Source organism: Dyella mobilis, assembly GCF_016904945.1.
GTDB lineage: Bacteria > Pseudomonadota > Gammaproteobacteria > Xanthomonadales > Rhodanobacteraceae > Dyella_B > Dyella_B mobilis.
The window spans coordinates 62,561-78,697 of the sequence record NZ_JADIKF010000035.1 but is presented as its reverse complement, the minus strand read 5'-3'; the positions used below and the strand labels follow the sequence as shown (position 1 = coordinate 78,697).

Annotated in this window: 17 protein-coding genes, 1 pseudogene and 3 riboswitches; of the genes and pseudogenes, 14 read left to right on the top strand and 4 right to left on the bottom strand. The window is 56.6% G+C overall.

The window, feature by feature from the left end; genetic code table 11:
- Position 1 precedes the first annotated feature (1 nt).
- Positions 2-886, bottom strand: a complete 885-nt coding sequence (locus tag ISS99_RS04215) for a prenyltransferase/squalene oxidase repeat-containing protein (RefSeq protein ID WP_204630339.1) — start codon at positions 884-886, stop codon at positions 2-4.
- A gap of 97 nt (positions 887-983) precedes the next feature.
- Positions 984-1,045: riboswitch (Fluoride riboswitch) on the bottom strand.
- A gap of 236 nt (positions 1,046-1,281) precedes the next feature.
- Here ISS99_RS04215 and ISS99_RS04210 point away from each other — a divergent pair.
- The 4 genes and pseudogenes from ISS99_RS04210 to ISS99_RS04195 form a co-directional block, all read left to right on the top strand.
- Positions 1,282-1,410, top strand: a pseudogene (locus tag ISS99_RS04210) (IS5/IS1182 family transposase); the annotation flags it as partial.
- Entirely contained in the window at positions 1,388-1,756 is a 369-nt protein-coding gene (locus ISS99_RS04205) for an SDR family NAD(P)-dependent oxidoreductase (RefSeq protein ID WP_204630338.1), read from the top strand. The pseudogene ISS99_RS04210 and the gene ISS99_RS04205, both read left to right, overlap by 23 nt.
- 233 nt (positions 1,757-1,989) lie before the next feature.
- Positions 1,990-2,421: a hypothetical protein gene (locus tag ISS99_RS04200; RefSeq protein WP_204630337.1), complete on the top strand. Its 432-nt coding sequence runs from the start codon at positions 1,990-1,992 to the stop codon at positions 2,419-2,421.
- A 564-nt stretch (positions 2,422-2,985) separates the two neighbouring features.
- Positions 2,986-3,132, top strand: coding sequence for a hypothetical protein (locus ISS99_RS04195; RefSeq protein WP_204630336.1), 147 nt, complete (start codon positions 2,986-2,988; stop codon positions 3,130-3,132).
- A gap of 825 nt (positions 3,133-3,957) precedes the next feature.
- On the opposite strand, the gene ISS99_RS04190 is transcribed toward ISS99_RS04195, so the two are convergent.
- Positions 3,958-4,431, bottom strand: a complete 474-nt coding sequence (locus tag ISS99_RS04190; RefSeq protein WP_204630335.1) for a DUF1203 domain-containing protein — start codon at positions 4,429-4,431, stop codon at positions 3,958-3,960.
- 275 nt (positions 4,432-4,706) lie between these two features.
- Here ISS99_RS04190 and ISS99_RS04185 point away from each other — a divergent pair, with 275 nt between their 5' ends.
- From ISS99_RS04185 to ISS99_RS04165, 5 genes are all read left to right on the top strand, one after another.
- A complete protein-coding gene (locus ISS99_RS04185) occupies positions 4,707-6,302 on the top strand; it encodes an ATP-binding protein (protein WP_204630334.1) in 1,596 nt (531 codons plus the stop codon).
- Positions 6,299-6,988, top strand: coding sequence for a response regulator transcription factor (locus ISS99_RS04180; protein WP_204630333.1), 690 nt, complete (start codon positions 6,299-6,301; stop codon positions 6,986-6,988). The genes ISS99_RS04185 and ISS99_RS04180 overlap by 4 nt, the downstream gene beginning before the upstream one ends.
- Positions 6,989-7,137: 149 nt before the next feature.
- Positions 7,138-7,353 (top strand): hypothetical protein, encoded by a 216-nt coding sequence (locus ISS99_RS04175; protein ID WP_204630332.1) that lies wholly within the window; start codon positions 7,138-7,140, stop codon positions 7,351-7,353.
- A 223-nt stretch (positions 7,354-7,576) separates the two neighbouring features.
- Positions 7,577-8,320, top strand: a complete 744-nt coding sequence (locus ISS99_RS04170; RefSeq protein WP_204630331.1) for a DUF4336 domain-containing protein — start codon at positions 7,577-7,579, stop codon at positions 8,318-8,320.
- Positions 8,321-8,403: 83 nt separating this feature from the next.
- The gene (locus ISS99_RS04165; protein WP_204630330.1) at positions 8,404-9,849 is read left to right on the top strand and encodes a chloride channel protein; all 1,446 of its coding nucleotides are present in this window, start codon (positions 8,404-8,406) and stop codon (positions 9,847-9,849) included.
- 207 nt (positions 9,850-10,056) lie between these two features.
- Here ISS99_RS04165 and ISS99_RS04160 read toward each other — a convergent pair whose 3' ends face one another.
- Positions 10,057-11,013 (bottom strand): tyrosine-type recombinase/integrase, encoded by a 957-nt coding sequence (locus tag ISS99_RS04160; RefSeq protein WP_284343805.1) that lies wholly within the window; start codon positions 11,011-11,013, stop codon positions 10,057-10,059.
- On the opposite strand from ISS99_RS04160, the gene ISS99_RS23760 reads away from it, so the two are divergent.
- The 4 genes from ISS99_RS23760 to ISS99_RS04140 all read left to right on the top strand — a co-directional run bounded on the left by ISS99_RS23760 (position 10,964) and on the right by ISS99_RS04140 (position 12,338).
- Positions 10,964-11,209, top strand: a complete 246-nt coding sequence (locus tag ISS99_RS23760; protein WP_369418050.1) for a phage virion morphogenesis family protein — start codon at positions 10,964-10,966, stop codon at positions 11,207-11,209. The two genes, ISS99_RS04160 and ISS99_RS23760, sit on opposite strands and share 50 nt — an antisense overlap.
- Before the next feature lie 63 nt (positions 11,210-11,272).
- Positions 11,273-11,518 (top strand): hypothetical protein, encoded by a 246-nt coding sequence (locus ISS99_RS04150; RefSeq protein ID WP_204630328.1) that lies wholly within the window; start codon positions 11,273-11,275, stop codon positions 11,516-11,518.
- Positions 11,519-11,527: 9 nt separating this feature from the next.
- Positions 11,528-11,773 (top strand): hypothetical protein, encoded by a 246-nt coding sequence (locus ISS99_RS04145; RefSeq protein WP_204630327.1) that lies wholly within the window; start codon positions 11,528-11,530, stop codon positions 11,771-11,773.
- An 85-nt stretch (positions 11,774-11,858) separates the two neighbouring features.
- Positions 11,859-12,338, top strand: coding sequence for an SIR2 family protein (locus ISS99_RS04140; RefSeq protein ID WP_204630326.1), 480 nt, complete (start codon positions 11,859-11,861; stop codon positions 12,336-12,338).
- A gap of 27 nt (positions 12,339-12,365) precedes the next feature.
- Here ISS99_RS04140 and ISS99_RS04135 read toward each other — a convergent pair whose 3' ends face one another.
- The gene (locus tag ISS99_RS04135; protein WP_204630325.1) at positions 12,366-13,715 is read right to left on the bottom strand and encodes an Hsp70 family protein; all 1,350 of its coding nucleotides are present in this window, start codon (positions 13,713-13,715) and stop codon (positions 12,366-12,368) included.
- Positions 13,716-13,829: 114 nt separating this feature from the next.
- A riboswitch (Fluoride riboswitch) is annotated at positions 13,830-13,899 on the top strand.
- A gap of 170 nt (positions 13,900-14,069) precedes the next feature.
- On the opposite strand from ISS99_RS04135, the gene msbA reads away from it, so the two are divergent.
- On the top strand, positions 14,070-15,842 hold the full coding sequence (gene msbA / locus ISS99_RS04130; protein ID WP_204630486.1) for a lipid A export permease/ATP-binding protein MsbA: 1,773 nt from the start codon (positions 14,070-14,072) through the stop codon (positions 15,840-15,842).
- 48 nt (positions 15,843-15,890) lie between these two features.
- Positions 15,891-15,960, top strand: a riboswitch (Fluoride riboswitch).
- The last annotated feature ends 177 nt before the right edge of the window (positions 15,961-16,137 follow it).

The window sequence follows — 16,137 nt, the reverse complement described above, 5'->3', positions numbered from 1 at the left end:
CTCACGCGTGACAGTCCAATTCCTTGAGGCTTTGGTAATGCGGCAAATCCCCCAGGTGCACTATCAATGTCGTGAGTGCCATGTGCGTTAGCGCGAGATCGGGTAAGGCACCGGCCGTACGCGAAAAGCCACCGTTCCCCGTCTGACAACTCAAAATGAAGGCAGTGGCATCTTTTGCATGAAGGACGGACTTATTCGTACGAGAACAACCAATGACGCCTGCACACGTCGTCTCCAGATTGGGAGACAGTGATCCCGCTGTCAAACGGAACCCGAATCCGGGTGCCGCCATGCGTTGAAGAAATTCACCTGCACCGGCGGGAATGGCACGACTACTGAGTTGCAATACACCGATGGCGGTCTCGGTATCCAATACATTGGGGGGCGACCCAAATCCGCCTGACGCATCTTCCGAGGCTAATAACGTTCCGATGGTTTCTTCGGCGTCTATGAGCAAATGGAAGTGCTTTTTTAGCCATAACACGCAACGTAAACGCTGCAGGTTGGTCGTAAAAGATACATGCGAGGGATCGAATCGATAGATCTGCAGGGCGCTGACCGCCAATTTGACCTCGATCTCCATGGGGTCATCGACATCCAGGGCATGGAGCGCACGCACACGGTAATACAGCGCAAAGGGTTGCGGCTCGATCGGCTGCCCCAGAACGAAAGCGGCGTGCGTATCGGGTTCGCTCGGTGAAATGCCCAACAACGTTAAAGCCGCAAGGCTGTGCCACGTGTCCGCCAAGTTGGGCTCTTCGACGTAGTAACCTCGATAAAAGCAAAAACCGCCACGAGGCGATTGCTTGCCCAACACATAGGTCTGCGCCCTTTCAAGCGCAGCAGTCATAGGGCTTTCGGATGCGATCCGCGGTGCGGTGGACATCAACGGACCCTCCCGTAGAAACGATCTACAACGGGAAGGAACACGGAGGATGAGAGCACAAAGATAGGCATGACATAACTCCTGATTGGCGAAGACATAACCAATAGGAGTCATTAGCCCGAGGGGCGGTTTTAGGTGAACTCCATCACCTGGGCAATAACCTATCATGTTGGAAGGGGGGCTGAAAACTGCCCTGTTTCTACGGCGAGGCGATGATGGTAAGTTATTGAATAATAAAGGTGTTAATTCACGCTTTTTTGCCATGGCGTGGGATGCTTTTGCAAACCATTACGGCCCCTTTCTGATCGTAGTGGCCGTTGAGATTGTCTAGGGACACTCTGAATTATTCCCCACATCGTGCATCCTAGCGTCATCCCATCGAACTGTGCCCGCCCATGAAACAAACCACCTTCGCCTCATTGACGTTCGACGCCAAGAAGAAGCGCACGCGCCGTGAAGTATTTCTGGCGGAGATGGACCAGATGATGCCGTGGTCGATGCTTGAGGCGATCATCGAGCCTCACTAGCAGCATCATCTTCACTTCTTCGCTCGCCGCGCGCGCTGCGGTGGGTAATCTGCTTGCTTATGCCGCGACCAAGGGTGCCATCGACACTCTGGTCAAGCATTTTGCCGTGACACTGGGTTCTCGCAACATCCGCGTGAACGCCGTTGCTCCAGGGGTAGTGGAAACGGACATGTCCAATTTCACCAAGGCCGAGGAAGGCCGCGATGCGACGCCGGACATGCAGGCTCTCAAGCGCATCGCACAGCCCGATGACATCGCTGGTGCCATTGCATTTCTTGCCTCCAATGAGGCGCGATGGATCACCGGTGATACCCAGCAAGTAGACGGCGGCTCGAAGCTTTAATCGCTAATCCTCCATAACACGGGGTAGCTCACCCTACCCCTATGGGCGAGCCATCGTGACGATAGGTCCTTGATCGAGGTCATTGAGTCCCACTTGACGAACCCCCTGGCCACGGCTTCAGCCTTCTCTTTGAGCAGGCGTTGCGCCCCAGCAGACATTATCTCTACGATCCACTTGGGGTTTTCAACCAATATCTGCGGGGAGTTCCTAAATCACCCCATACGGAGGACACCATGCAATTGCTCACGAAAGACAATATCGTTTTTGTACTCGCCATCATCGCAGCCATTCCAGTGTTCAAGATTGGTGTCCTGTCACTTGCTGCATGGAACCAACAGTGGTCTGTGAAACTCCTTGAAAAGGAAATGGTGCTGACTCATCGGCTTCACGATGACCCGCGCGCCTACTACACGTTCATCGCTAAATACATGTTTATGGTTTTCGCGTTGTTAGGTATTAATTTGATGTTCAGCGCCATCGGCATAACCGACTTTGCGCAGAAACTCTATGGCGTGGAACGCTTTGTCTCCGGCTGCACCGCTTATTTCCTCGCCGTCTTTGCGCTTGGCACGGTCGTTCGCGTGGAGCAAGCCGATGAAACGATCGCTAGGATCGAAGCAAGGTTGCGAAAGCTTCGTGGTGGCGATTTCGAGCCCCGCAGCTAATAGCCGCCAGCTTTGATATCCGCTAAAAGATTGGCCAAGTGCAGAGTGTGGCGAAATTGAACCCACCCTTAAAAATCTTTCCGCAATCCACCCTGTATTCCGCGCAAGCCCGATAGTTTGCGTGGCGACGTTTAGCACTGTCATGGGGAACGTCGCACCAGTACAACAAGCAGATGTTTACGTCGCTAGTACCTTCCAAACGAAGAGAGTACGATCCATCAGAGGAGGTACAACCCAGTAAATGGCAGGGCAAAGAGAACATCCGGGGACAAATGGTGACGTTGTACATAGTTCTTGGCCTCGCAATGCCGGCCACATTTGCCGTCCTTATCGTCCTATTGCTCGTCAAGCGAATCGGTAGCCATAAAGAGCTCTATTTTTCGTGCCTGACGTTATTGCTATATCTTTTGTGCGCCATCACTTGCCTTCCAACGAACATCAGCGACAAAGCTGTCTCGGGCCTCGTGATTATCTGGAGCGCTCTTGTTGTTTTTTTCGCGCGACATTACCGAGAAACGGGTGCCCCCACCTCGCATTGAACTGCTTATCCAAGGAGTAATGCACATGGCGTGTCCCAGCGATCTAAAACCCAATATTCTCCAATTCGACGCTCATCCCGATGCGTTCTGGTCGGCCTTCGCGGCAAAAAAATTCACCAGCGCCAGGCTGTCCACTCGGCGCCGCGGAAATATTGCTAAGGATGCGCTTTGAGAAAATATATGCCGAAGTCTTCGCGCCGCTCGCTGGCTCCGGGCTCAATGCTTACAATCTTCCTGACGCCGCGAAACAGGATATTCGCCTCGCCATGCTGACCTGAAAACTCACATAACAGGACCGGCTGCCACGATATGTCGAATGCGACACACCGTAAGGTTGTCGCGCAGACTCAGGAAATCTTCCGGCAATCCGTTTTGATACGCCGCGCGGATCTGGCAGTCACGCGCGGCGATTTTTTCCCAGCCAGCTTCGCCGATCTTGACGGTGTCAGCCTCGCACCTGATCTTGTTTCAGCATATCCCGAGACTGGGCGTTGGACTGACCTCCCTGAGTGCGACATCGCGTGGGAGGACAATTGTCCCAGCGGCCCACTGAGTCACTCCATACGACTGGATTGGCCAGAAGAAGATGGAAAGGAATAATGTCGGTACGGGTCTTCGTCATCATCCATGCCTCCAGAAGGGTTGTCTGCCAGGTCGCAGGAGCTGGCAGGCCATGAATTCGCATTGAGCTGGTACTCAGGTGGGTACGTCCTGTAATGCGGGGCAAGAAACCACGATGGACCGGCGAAATCGTCGTTTAAAATAGGACCGAGCGCAAATATTGCGTGGCCTGATCAAGGAGCCCCAACTCCATCTGAAATAGCAAGACATCGAACGGAAGCGCGGCTCTAACGGCTTTGCCCTGAACGGTCAGGGGCCGAGCTAAAGGTTTGTGCGCCCGCACAAGGGTGACCTCGACGGGCAAACAGCTCAAGGACTTCGTAGAGGATGACAAGATCGCCCTCTCGTTCGACGATCTTGCCAATGCGGTCCGCAGCTATTCGGCTACCCGGTCGATACGAGCTAGGTAGCAGCCGTACTTTGCATTATGTGCGTGGAGGTAGACTGCGCGCTGATCCGAAAACAGACGCTCAACCAAAACCTCGATTTCATCACCAGTGGCCAAGTCCGCATGGATGAGCATGTTGTCCTTATCGAATGCGCGCAGCGCAATGATCCTTCGGCGCAGTACATCCGGGACTTCGTCCACCACCGAACAGGCCTCCTGCGCGCCTTCGCGAATGTAGATCGCGTATCTTGAGTTGTACGGATTGTTGACCGGCAAGTGCGCGTAGTTCACCAGCAATACCGTGTCGTCCACAGAGGCATCCCGGAGTTCGATTCGTTCAGGGTAGCCTGGAGATTTATCGACGACATAGCGAATGGCGCCATGCGCCTTCAGTGCCTCGTCGGCAAGCCCGAATAGATGACGGAATGGTTCGGGAGAAAGGCCACTGATGCGGAATGACATACGAACTCCAAATGTTTTCTGGGGGTCCAATGTAGTTGAGCACCGGTCGAAAAAATATCCGTATCTTGCGATTCGAGTTCGTGGCGAACCAGCACGCTATTTCTAAGCTGGATCAGGTGCCGTAAGCTCTGCCCGTCACATGCGGAGGCTGTCTACAAAATGTCTATGCCACGCGACCTGTAATGGAGCCCAACGTGAGGCGCGTGTAAGGATTTTATAATGGCACCGGGTTCGGTTTCCCACGTAAGTTGACGGTTCTTGAGATTCGATCCATCGTGCTGGCATGGCATTTCGGCGACATATCGTTTCCCCAATGGTTACCACTTGTTCACCGCAACAGCGTGCCCCTGCCGATGGCTAGGGAAATGCCACCATGGCTTGAGGTCGCGGCACCCCACATGCCAAGCTTTCGTGATTTTGCTTGGGCGTTCCTGACGATCCTTGTGCCAACGCTTGTCGGTTTGATTTGGGTTGAGCGGCTTGGCGCCCGCAATCTCTCTCTGCTGTTCTTGGTCGGTATTCTTTATGCCGGTGTCCGGCATGGCATGTGGCCTGCGCTGTTCGCTGCATTGCTAGCGTTCTTTTCCTACAATTTTTTCCTCGTGGCGCCGCGTTTCACACTGCACATGGCGCCGGCCGACATTCTCGCGTTCACGACGTTTTTGATTGTTGCTTTGTTGGTCGGCGGACTTGCGGGACGTTTGAGCGATCGCGCGCGTGAAGCAAAGCTTGGATTGCACAACATCACATCGCTGTTCGAGGCAAGTCGCGACTTGTCAGGCGCGATCGACCCTGCGGTGGCGGCGGCGCGTCTGCTCCGGCACCTAGAAAAGGCAGGGTGCCGGGCAGCGATATGGATCGCCGATGAGGGCGACCTGTGCGTATACGTCCGCTCACATGATCTCTCCATCGGTTCCATCGACAAAGCGCAAATGTGCTTCTTGGCTCCCGATTGGGTCGACGAAATCGGAGCCGTGCGCAAACGGTTGAGATTGCGAACCGGTGACCGCGTACTCGGAGGAGTGGCCATCTGGCCATTGCCACACGAGCCGGCTGTGCGTCCTGATCAGCATTGGATCCAAGCCCTCCTCGAATTGGGGGCTGTCGCCATCGACAGGGCCAGGCTCATGACAGAGATCGCGGACGCGAGCATCATTGCGGAGAAGGAAGGTTTACGCACGGCACTCCTTTCCTCGCTGTCCCACGATCTAAGGACGCCGATCGCGACGATCCTTGCTTCGGCGAGTTCGCTGCAGGAACACGATGGGAACTTCGATGCGGCCACGCGCCTGGATCTGCTCGGCACGATCCAGGATCAATCCGAACGCCTAAACCGCTATGTGCTCAATCTCCTTGAGATGACACGCCTGGAATCCGGCGCCCTGCAATTGAATTGCGCGTTGATCGACCCGGGTGAAGCGATGGCGTCATCGCTGAAGCATCTTGAACGGCAGCTCAGTGAGCATCGGCTGGTGCGCGCTTTTGACAATGCGCGGCAGCGCATTTACGTCGATCCGGTGCTGATCGAACAAGCCTTGGTAAATGTGATTGAAAACGCCATCGAGCACGCGCCATCCGATTCGACGATCGTGGTGAAAGTCTGGACCAACGCCGAACATGTCGTGCTCAGTGTCGAAGACGAAGGACCCGGCATACCCCCAGGAGAGATCGATCAAGTATTCGACAAGTTCTTCAGAGGCCGCAGCGATCGGCGCGGCGCGTCGGGCGTCGGACTGGGTTTGTCGGTGACGCGCGGGTTGATCGAGTCGTTCGGCGGCACTGTCGAGGCCGTGAGTCCCGTCGCGGGCAATCGCGGCACGCGGGTCGATATTCGCCTGCCTGCCCATCCAGCACTGGAGACCATCGAGTGAATGAGGTTGCACCGAGCGTCCTGGTGGTCGACGATGAGCCATCGATCCAGCGGGTGCTTAAGCCCTCGCTGGCAGCTGCGGGTTACCAAGTGTCGGTGGCCGGCACCGGCACCGATGCTCTTAGCCAAGTCGCGCGTGCGATTCCCGATGTCATCCTGCTCGATCTTGGCTTACCTGACATGGACGGTAAGGATGTGATTGTCTCTTTGCGGAGTTGGACGATTGCACCGATCATCGTGCTGTCTGCGCGTAATGATGAGGCCGAGCGTATCGCTGCGCTTGACATTGGTGCGGACGACTATGTGATCAAGCCGTTCCATATGGGTGAATTGCAAGCGCGTGTTCGCGCCGCCTTGCGCTATCGCCAGCGTAGGCAAGTGAAACAAACGACATTCTCGGCGGGTGGTTTGCATATTGACTACGTTCAACGCAGCGTCACCGTGTCGGGTCAACCCGTCAAGCTCACGCGCAAGGAATACGACCTGTTGCGCACGCTCGCACAGCATGCGGGTCAAGTGGTGACGCATAAGCAATTGCTCGCTGCTGGCTGGGGTGCAGCTGTAACGGATACGCAGTTCGTGCGCGTCTACATTGGCCAGTTGAGGCAGAAAATTGAGGAGGACCCTGCCACACCGCGCTTGGTGCTGACCGAGTCTGGCGTCGGTTATCGGTTGATCGGCGATTGATGGAAGGCAGGCTGCCCAGCAATGCCGTGGTGATTCGTATGGTAACGGACGATACCCGCGGACCACAGTTCGCGCATGACCAAGTTTGCGACGGATGAAAGGTCAACTTTAACTGTCTTGAAGGTGATGAGCAGCAGGGGGGTGTAAGCGTGGCCCAATTCAACGCGACAATCGGCGAACTCCATTTGGAGGTGGCCTACTCCGAGGACGAGCATGCGATCGCTTGGAACTGCGTGGTCCGTCGTGCGAGTCAGTTGTCGGGAGCCTTGGGTGGCACGGCCAATCTTGCCGACCGACAAAGCGTTCAAAAAGCCGTGGAAGACGCTGTCGGTGTCGCGATTCGCGCCAAGTATCCCTTGGGTTGAATCCTCACCAAATGACGGCAAGCCGAATGGAACTCAGTCTCAACACACTCGCGTTCTTGTTGATAGCGGTTGCCCTCGTGGTGACCGCCGCCACCCGTCTTCGCTTGTCGTATCGCGCCGATGAGGGGGCTGGCAGGCATGGCATTGGCTTCGCTGCCGATCCTCATAAACGGTTTGGTCTGCTCCGGGCCGATCCTGTGACGTCAAGAAATGGACATTCACCGTGACCCATCCAACACTCTATCCTCCACTGAACACCCTCAAGTCGGTGGCGCCGGGCATTTGGACAGTGGATGGGCCATTGGTGGGTCTGGATGCCCCCTTGGGCCTGCGTGTCGAGTTTCCGACCCGAATGACGGTGGTTCGGCTGTCTGGCGGTGGGCTGTGGTGTCATTCGCCCACGGCACCCAACTCCGACCTGTTTGCTGCGCTCGATGAGCTTGGTTCCGTTGAGCACTTGATCTCACCGAACAAACTGCACTATGCGCACATCGCCACATGGAAGCTGCGATACCCCAGTGCCGTGACATGGGCCTCACCGGGCGTCTGTGAACGCGCGGCGAGCAAACGTGCTCAGGTCGTTTTCGACGCAGACCTTCATGACGACCCACCTCATGCTTGGGCGGACGATCTGGCCCAACTGCGCTTTCGCGGTAGCTCGGTGATGGAAGAGTTCGTCTTCTTTCATTGCGCCAGCCGAACGCTCATCCTGACCGACCTGATTGAAAATCTCGAAGCGGCAAAACTGCCCCCTTTCCTACGTTGGATCGGACGACTGGGTGGCGTGCTTGATCCCGACGGCAAGACTCCGCTGGATTGGCGCATGACCTTTCATAAGGCCGATGCGCGGCCCTGTTTGGCCCGGATGCTGGCCTGGCGTCCGCAACAAGTGATCCTGGCCCATGGGCGCTGCTACTCAGAGAACGCCGAGGCCGAATTGCGCAGAGCCTTCCGTTGGCTCAATTGAGGGAAGATCGTTTAAGGTTGCGGTAGACGTATTTTCTCGCGCCTCATTCAAGGGCGCATTACATGATCTGCAATAATTTTAGGATGACTCGCCCCTTGATCCCTTCTTCGAATCCACGTCTGCAAGCTGTCCTCGGACATACGTTTTTTGCACCCCAGCAGTGGCGTCGCCGCATTGCCTTGTGGGTCGGTGCCGTTGTGGTGGCGTTGGCCTCCATTCTGTTCGCCAAGACAAGTGATTGGGCCTATCGGTTGTTCCAACACATCCTGAGCTATGGCACGTGGATTCCACTGTTGCTGACGCCGGTGGTGTTTGGTCTGCTCGCCCGAGTGACCGAAGGGCGTCTTCGCGCCACGCGTGGCAGCGGTATCCCTCAAGTGATTGCCACGTTGCACATTGAGGACGAAAGCTTTCGCGCACGCATGCTGGCCTTGCCGATCGCTGTGGGGAAAATGCTGCTAACCCTTATTGCCCTGGCAGTGGGCGCCTCCATCGGCCGTGAAGGACCTACCGTTCACGTCGGTGCGGGGCTTTTCTATTCACTCGGTCGGCGTTTTGGCTTCACCGACCCCAAAGCCGCATCACGTTTCATCCTGGCGGGTGGCGCATGCGGTATTGCTGCCGCGTTCAATACGCCACTGGCCGGCGTAGTCTTTGCGATTGAAGAGTTGGCGGGCACATTTGAACATCGGTTCAGTGGTTTGTTGCTGACCGCCGTCATCGTCGGTGGTGTGGTGTCACTCGGCATTTTGGGTAATTACGCGTACTTTGGTGTCGTGCAGGCCAATCTGCCGCTGGGCCATGCCTGGCTGGCGGTGTTGCTCACGGGCGTGATCTGCGGATTACTCGGTGGGCTGTTCGCGCGTTTGATCCTCCTTAGTCAGCATGGACCATTGGCGATGATCGGTCGCCTCCGTGGCCGCGCACCTGTGTTGTTTGCCGCAAGTTGTGGTCTTGCCATGGCCATCATTGGCGTGCTGTCTCACAACACGGTGTATGGCACCGGCTACGATGAAGCCCGTGCGTTCGTGCAGGGGGCCGCTGTTACGCCAGGGCAGAGTTTCGGCGTCGCCAAGCTCCTTGCCAATGTCGTTTCCTACTGGGCAGGCATCCCGGGTGGCATTTTCTCGCCCGCCTTGGCGGTGGGTGCCGGTCTAGGCCACAACATCGCTTACTTCCTGCCGGACGTGCCTGCTGCGTCCGTGGTGCTGCTGGGCATGAGCGCTTATCTGTCCGGCGTGACGGGTGCGCCGCTGACGTCAGCGGTGATCGCCATGGAATTGACCGACAACCAAGAGATGGTGATTCCCATCATGGCGGCGTGCTTGTTGGCGCGCGCAGCCGCTTCGATCTTCTGCCCGACGCCGGTTTACAAGGATTTCGCCGAGCGCATGGTGCAAGATTTTGAACGGCAACGATCGAAGGAGGGTGAAACCTCTGACAATGCACAAGCATCGTCGCATGTAGGAGCTACGAGCGCCTTCGGTGAACCCACCGTCCCGAGCAATGATGCGGCCGAAAAGAGTTAAGCGCCCTCTGTCGATCGAGAGACCGCCAGGACATTCACCGGAGCTGCCTGCCTCTCCCTTAGCTTAGCTATCTCATACCAACTCGGCAGTCGGCGGTTTGATTCGGAGCCAAGCGACCAGCTCCTGACGATAACTTTGACGGTAACAAGGAAAACCTAACGAACAAAAACGGCTTAGCTATGCGATTTTAAAGCCAAGATTCGACGCCTATTTCCGCAACCAAGGCTTGTTGCGTGGGAGCATTCTTTCCAAACTCACCACGCGAACAGGCTCAGCCTGAGCTTCCGTATTGTTGGTTATATTCTGTTGATCTATGGGCATACCCCGTGCAGGAATGGATACCACACGCGAAGGTTCGTTCTGAGCAACACCCGGCTTGCTGCTGTCTTCTTTTACATGATGCGCTTTTGAAGGTGTTATGACGTCTGTCTGTTGCTCGTCCTTCATGGAGTTAGGCTTGCTGTTTACTACTTTAAGTGCATGGAGATAGTCGGCCCACGCTTGCATCATATCCTTGCGAATATCCAGATACTTAGCAGCGTAGTTATAGGCGCCCTTCACCTCATTAGGCTCTGCATGAGCTAGCTGACACTCGATAGCTCGTTCGTCCCAGCCCATTTCGTTCAAACGGCTAGATGCCATAGCACAAAAGCCATGACCGGTCATTGTGTCGCCATCATAGCCAACGCTGCGCAACCCAATATTCACGGCGTTCTCGCTCATGTGCCGGCTTGCTCCACGCAGACTAGGAAACACATAACGCCCCTGGCCTGTCAGCAATTGTAAATCACGCAGAATGGCCACAGCCTGGATAGACAGCGGTACCAGATGATCCAATTTCATCTTCATCCGTGCTCCAGGGATGTGCCACACCGCACCTTCCAGATCAAGCTCTGACCACTCCGCTCCGCGCAGTTCACCAGCGCGTACAAAAACAAGCGGTGCCAGCTTGAGCGCTGCATGGGTAACGGGCTGACCAGTGAAACCGTCGATATCACGCAGCAGTTGCCCGATCTTCATTGAATCAGTGATCGCGGCATGATGCTTGTGCTTTACGCGCTTGATCGTGCCACGTAACGCGATAGTAGGGTCGGCCTCAGCTTTGCCTTCCAGAATGGCCCAGTGGAATACGTTGCTGCGCACCGCCACATGGCTCAAGGCCACCGCCACTCCGGACAGTGCGAACGTAGGATTTTTCGGGCGCGTCGCGCGCCTGGCGCGGGTCCATCAGGAAGGAGCGATGAATCGCGTCACGCCCGGCGGGAAAAGGTTCCGATACCCGCAGCGCCCACTGCTGGGCTTCTCTCCGGCCGACCGAGAAAGGATTCGGGATCGCCTTCTCGATTACCTCCATCCCTGACGGCTGCTAGGATGGGCCATAGCAACTGGATGCTGGGCCGTCCCGAGGGGGGAGACAGCCACCATGGATATCTACGATCATTTCCGCATCGCCGCGCGTGTCGTGACGAACCATTCCACCTATTCGCCCCAGCGGCAGGTACGCATCATCTCTGTGCCACGCATCAAAGACGTGGTGCGCCAGAAGATAAGAAGCGTAGACACCAGCCTGCCCATGGCGGATGCTGTATTGGAAGAAAGTGCGCAGCGGGGGTTTTGGAAAATGGACTTCGATCAGGATGACGAGCTGGATATCGTCATCGTTCGATAAGCTCGCACCATGTATACCGACGAATTTCTCAACCTGATGTGTCGCGCCATGCGACGGCACGCCTCGCAATCGCCCACGCACGCTGCCTGGGTTATTACCATCGCGCATTTCGAATATGTATTCCTGGTGGAAGGCCATTACCTCCCACCGCGGTTTGCCTCCCTGCAAGAAGCTCTTGAGCAAGGCGCGAAACGTGGATTGTGGGAAATGGACCTCGATCAGGATCAGGAAACGGACGTCGTTGTTTTGAAATAGCACATCGCTAATAACTAACGTTGTTCTGCATGCTGTCGTACAGAACAACAATAAGCTGCGCATTAAGTAAGCCTCCCTCGAGGGGATGCAATATCCGACCTCACCAATTATTGCGGGCTACGGGAAGACGGTTCAGCTGTTACGCCAACCGTTCATCACCTATTTCGCCCAGGCCTGCAAATTGGTCTATGAAGCGGACAGCCTGCTGTTCTTGGGCTATGGATTTACCGACCCGCATTTGAACGCCACCTTTTCCGAGGTCAGGAAGCGTCGCAGGCCCGCCATCGTGGTGACGTGGGGCAATGATGACCCTAAGCGTGGGCCCATCGACGACGCACTGGCGTGGCGCCAGGATGCGTGGTCTCACAATCTTCTGAACGTTTTGCCCACACCGCAAACAAAGATGAGTAAGCCGGGATTTTGCATCCCCTTTTCCATTAGGAACCACAAAGAGACCAACGAGTGCGAAGTTTCCAATAGCGATACCCATCCGCTGGCCATTTGGTACGGAGGAATGTTGGACGCCTGCCGTCATCCGGAAAAAATATTGTCTTACCTTCGGTAACCAGCGATGCGCATCGAGTCGCTGGGATTAAGTGCCCCTGGACGAGGCAAACGCCAAACCCGAGACCACCCCCAAAGAAGGATCACCCGCGACGACCGCCGTTGCGGGGAAGTTCGCTTGGACTTCCTTCTGCAATAGCGATGAACGAGAGCTGCCGCCCGTCAGGAAAATGCTGGCAGGCACGTCAGGCATCTCATCGCGCACTTGACCAAGCAGGCGTCTCAGCCTGGAAAGAAAATCATCGGCTGCGCGCTCAAGATCGCCTCGTCCGATATCCAGCGCCAACCCCTTCTCAATGAACGTCAGGTCCGCATCCGATACTGCGTTGTCGCCTAGTTCGATTTTTACGCGTTCGGCAGTCCGATTGAGGCGAGTCGTAGCGCCCAGCTGCTGAAGGGCGCGCAGCCGTGTACCAAAGGGCTCATCCACCAGTCGATAGTTTTGCCGCCGAAACTCGCGCTGTTTCGGGAGAATATGCACGCTCGCCGCCTCGACAAAATGATGGACCGGAACGGTGGAGACGTCTTTTCCGAAATGGGGCATGAAGCTGTGCAGGCTCACTCCTACGTCCAGATCCGTGCCGCCTTTGGAAAGCCCCCAACTCTGATGGATGACGGGATCGTCTTCGCCACCCAACTCGGCGTAGGCCACGTCTGTCGTACCGCCGCCTATATCCACAATCAACGCGTGCTGCCGATGCGCCAAGCTCAAGTGATAGTGCATCGCGGCGGCGGCAGGTTCTTCCAGGAAAGCCACGTCATCAAACCCCGCGATGGCGGACGCCTCGCGCAAAAGCTCCAGTGCCTGCTCGCCGCCTGCAAGACCCATGGAGCTTCGAAATTCCACCGGCCGGCCGATGACGGCACTTCGCACCGACACACCGAGTTGCCGAGTCGCCGTGAGACGAATGTGCTCCAGAATGTGAGCCGCAATGTTGACAATCGTGCGCCGCACCGAGGGATCGAGACGGTATCCGAGCATGGACTTGGGCGATTCGATTAAGTGACCGGTGCCCTCTTCCAAATACGCTTCAACCGCCTCTTCTCCAAATAGAGCGTCCTGAAAACTCGCAATGGAGGCGGCGGCTGTACGCGTCTGCTCTTCCATCCACTGGCGGCGCACGACGCGGAGCGCGTCTCGATGACGCTGCGCTTCCGACAAGGACGGGCTTTCCCTTCGCATACGAAGCAGCAGCGCCTCCACTTGCGCCTCCAAGGCCGGGGTCAAGCGAAAGTCATCGGGATTGGGGAGTACCTCGGGAAAGAACACCGCGGTGCGAAATTGAGATGCATCGCCGAAGCGAATCAAGGTCAATGCGCCATTCACCATGGCCGCCGCCGCCGAATAGCTGGTTCCAAAATCGATTCCAATACGCATACGGCGCTCACAAGACAATTAGGCCTATCAAGCCGCCCATCATGGCACCTCCGGGAGGTTCGCATGAACGCTTGGGTGGGGCTGCGCTTGCTGCCCGGCAGAACCCGCGCTATTGTTTCCACGGGAGATGGCATTCCTCCTCGCGTGACGAACCGCCCCCGCGGCTAATGATGCCTACCGACTGCATCGTCCTTGTGCTGGCACTTATGAAGTGGCGGGCACACGGTGTGATGCCGATCGATAGGGTGTCATCACCGCCGCATGAGGAAGTCTTCGGATTGCTCCGCGGTGATCGTAGCCTTGCCCGGCGCGTCACCGGGCCGATCGTCAGTCTGTGACGCCGGCGGCCTGAACATGCTCTTCTCCCCTGCTACCCGTATCGTCTGGCGTACCTATCGGCGATTGCTTGGATATACCGCATCGCACCGTCGCATGGCGACCGTGGCCATGCTCGCCATGGTGGTGGACGCCTTGTGCATGACGCTCTTTGCAAAGCTTATCAAGCCGCTGCTTGATCGACTTTTCATCGACAGAGATCCGTCGACTATTTTCTGGATGCCACTATGGATCATCAGCATTTTCGTAGTTCGAAGCATTGCGTCATTTGCCAGCGATTACGCCATGGCCTACGTCGCAAGGAGTGTCGTGTACGACATGCGTAACGACGTATTTACGGCGTACATGTACCTACCCGTGGACTACTTCAATGCGGAGAGCGACGGGATGCAAATCGCCCGGGTGAGCTATACCTGCGAACAGGTTGCGCAGGCGGCCACCGATGCCGTTAAAACGATTCTGATTGATGGCTTGACTGTTATCGGACTTGTCGCCGTCATGATCTATTACAGCGCCGAACTGGCGCTTGCTTTACTGATCATGGTCCCTACCGTGGCTCTGATTGCCACCAAAGTAAGTCAATCCTATCGACGATCGAGTGCGCTAATGCAACTCGCCATGGGGACCATCACGTCCGTCGTCGCGAGTGCCGTGACCAGTTATCGTGAAATAAAAACATACAGTGCGCAGCTGCAAGAAAAAAAGCGTTTCTTTGTCATTACCGAGCGTGTTCAGCGCTTGAATCTGAAAGTGGCGGCGACCAGTGCGCTGGCCACTGCCTTGGTCCAGCTAGTGGCGGCAGTCGCTTTAGCTTTTCTCATTTACCTCGCCACACGCCCTAACCTGCTCTACAGCATGACACCTGGGACATTCTTTGCTGTCATCATGGCCATGGGCGGCATACTGCCGTCACTCAAACGACTTACTGGCGTGCAGGCCGCGATGCAGCGGGGCATGGTGGCGGCTGAAGATTTGTTTGCGGTCATCGATGCGCCCGCAGAACCTGACGAGGGCCAGCTCCTCGCGGATGGTATCCAGGGGGAGCTTGAGTTTCGCCACGTGCAATTCACCTATTCCGCAGCGCCGACACCCGCTCTGCGAGACATCACATTGCGGTGTCGGCCCGGCACCGTTACGGCGTTAGTGGGGCGCTCAGGCAGCGGCAAGAGCACGCTATCCAGTTTAGTGCCGCGCTTTCACGATCCGAGCGGCGGGAGCATTCGGCTCGACGGGATCGATCTGCGGGACTATCGGCTCGCGTCGCTTCGCCAGAATATTTCCTGGGTCGGCCAATCGGTCGTGTTGTTCGACGATACGGTGGCGGCCAATATCGCCTACGGGGAACTGAGCAGAGCCAGCGAGCAGGACATTCGAAAAGCTGCCGAGGCCGCCAACGCGTGGGGCTTTATTGAACAGCTGCCGCAGGGCTTGCATACGCCGATCGGCCGCGATGGCGAATTGCTTTCAGGCGGGCAGCGTCAGCGGATTGCGATCGCGCGTGCGGTGCTAAAAGATGCGCCTCTCTTGATTTTGGATGAAGCGACCTCCGCGTTGGATACGGAGTCGGAGCAATTGATTCAAGAGGCGTTGCAGCGGTTGATGCACCGACGCACCACTCTGGTCATAGCGCACCGCCTCTCCACCATCCAGCATGCGGACCAAATTGTCATGATCGATCGGGGACGCATCATCGAGCATGGGACCCACGCCAGCCTTTTGGCCGCCGATGGCGCGTATGCCCACCTGTATCGGCTGCAGTTCTCGCAATCGGGCAGCCGGCAACCCTCCTAGGGGCGGACCATGCGCTCTCTTGATGGCGCGCCGCCCTTCCAGTAATGTTTTTCCCTGGGAGATGGCATTCCTCCCCGATCGACCCAACCGCCGTAAGGCTAATGATGCCTACCGAATGTGCCATCCGGATCGTGATGGTTGGTAGGCATGACTTTCCTTCCAAAGTCCGACCCGGAGCGCGCTTTTGTCAGGTTTGCGCTACGGAGGTCGTCATGCGTGTTTCCCGTCTAAAAGGTGTTTCGCATCGTATCGGTGCATGTCCACCCACGCCGTCTGCCGGATGTGGTGGCGGCCT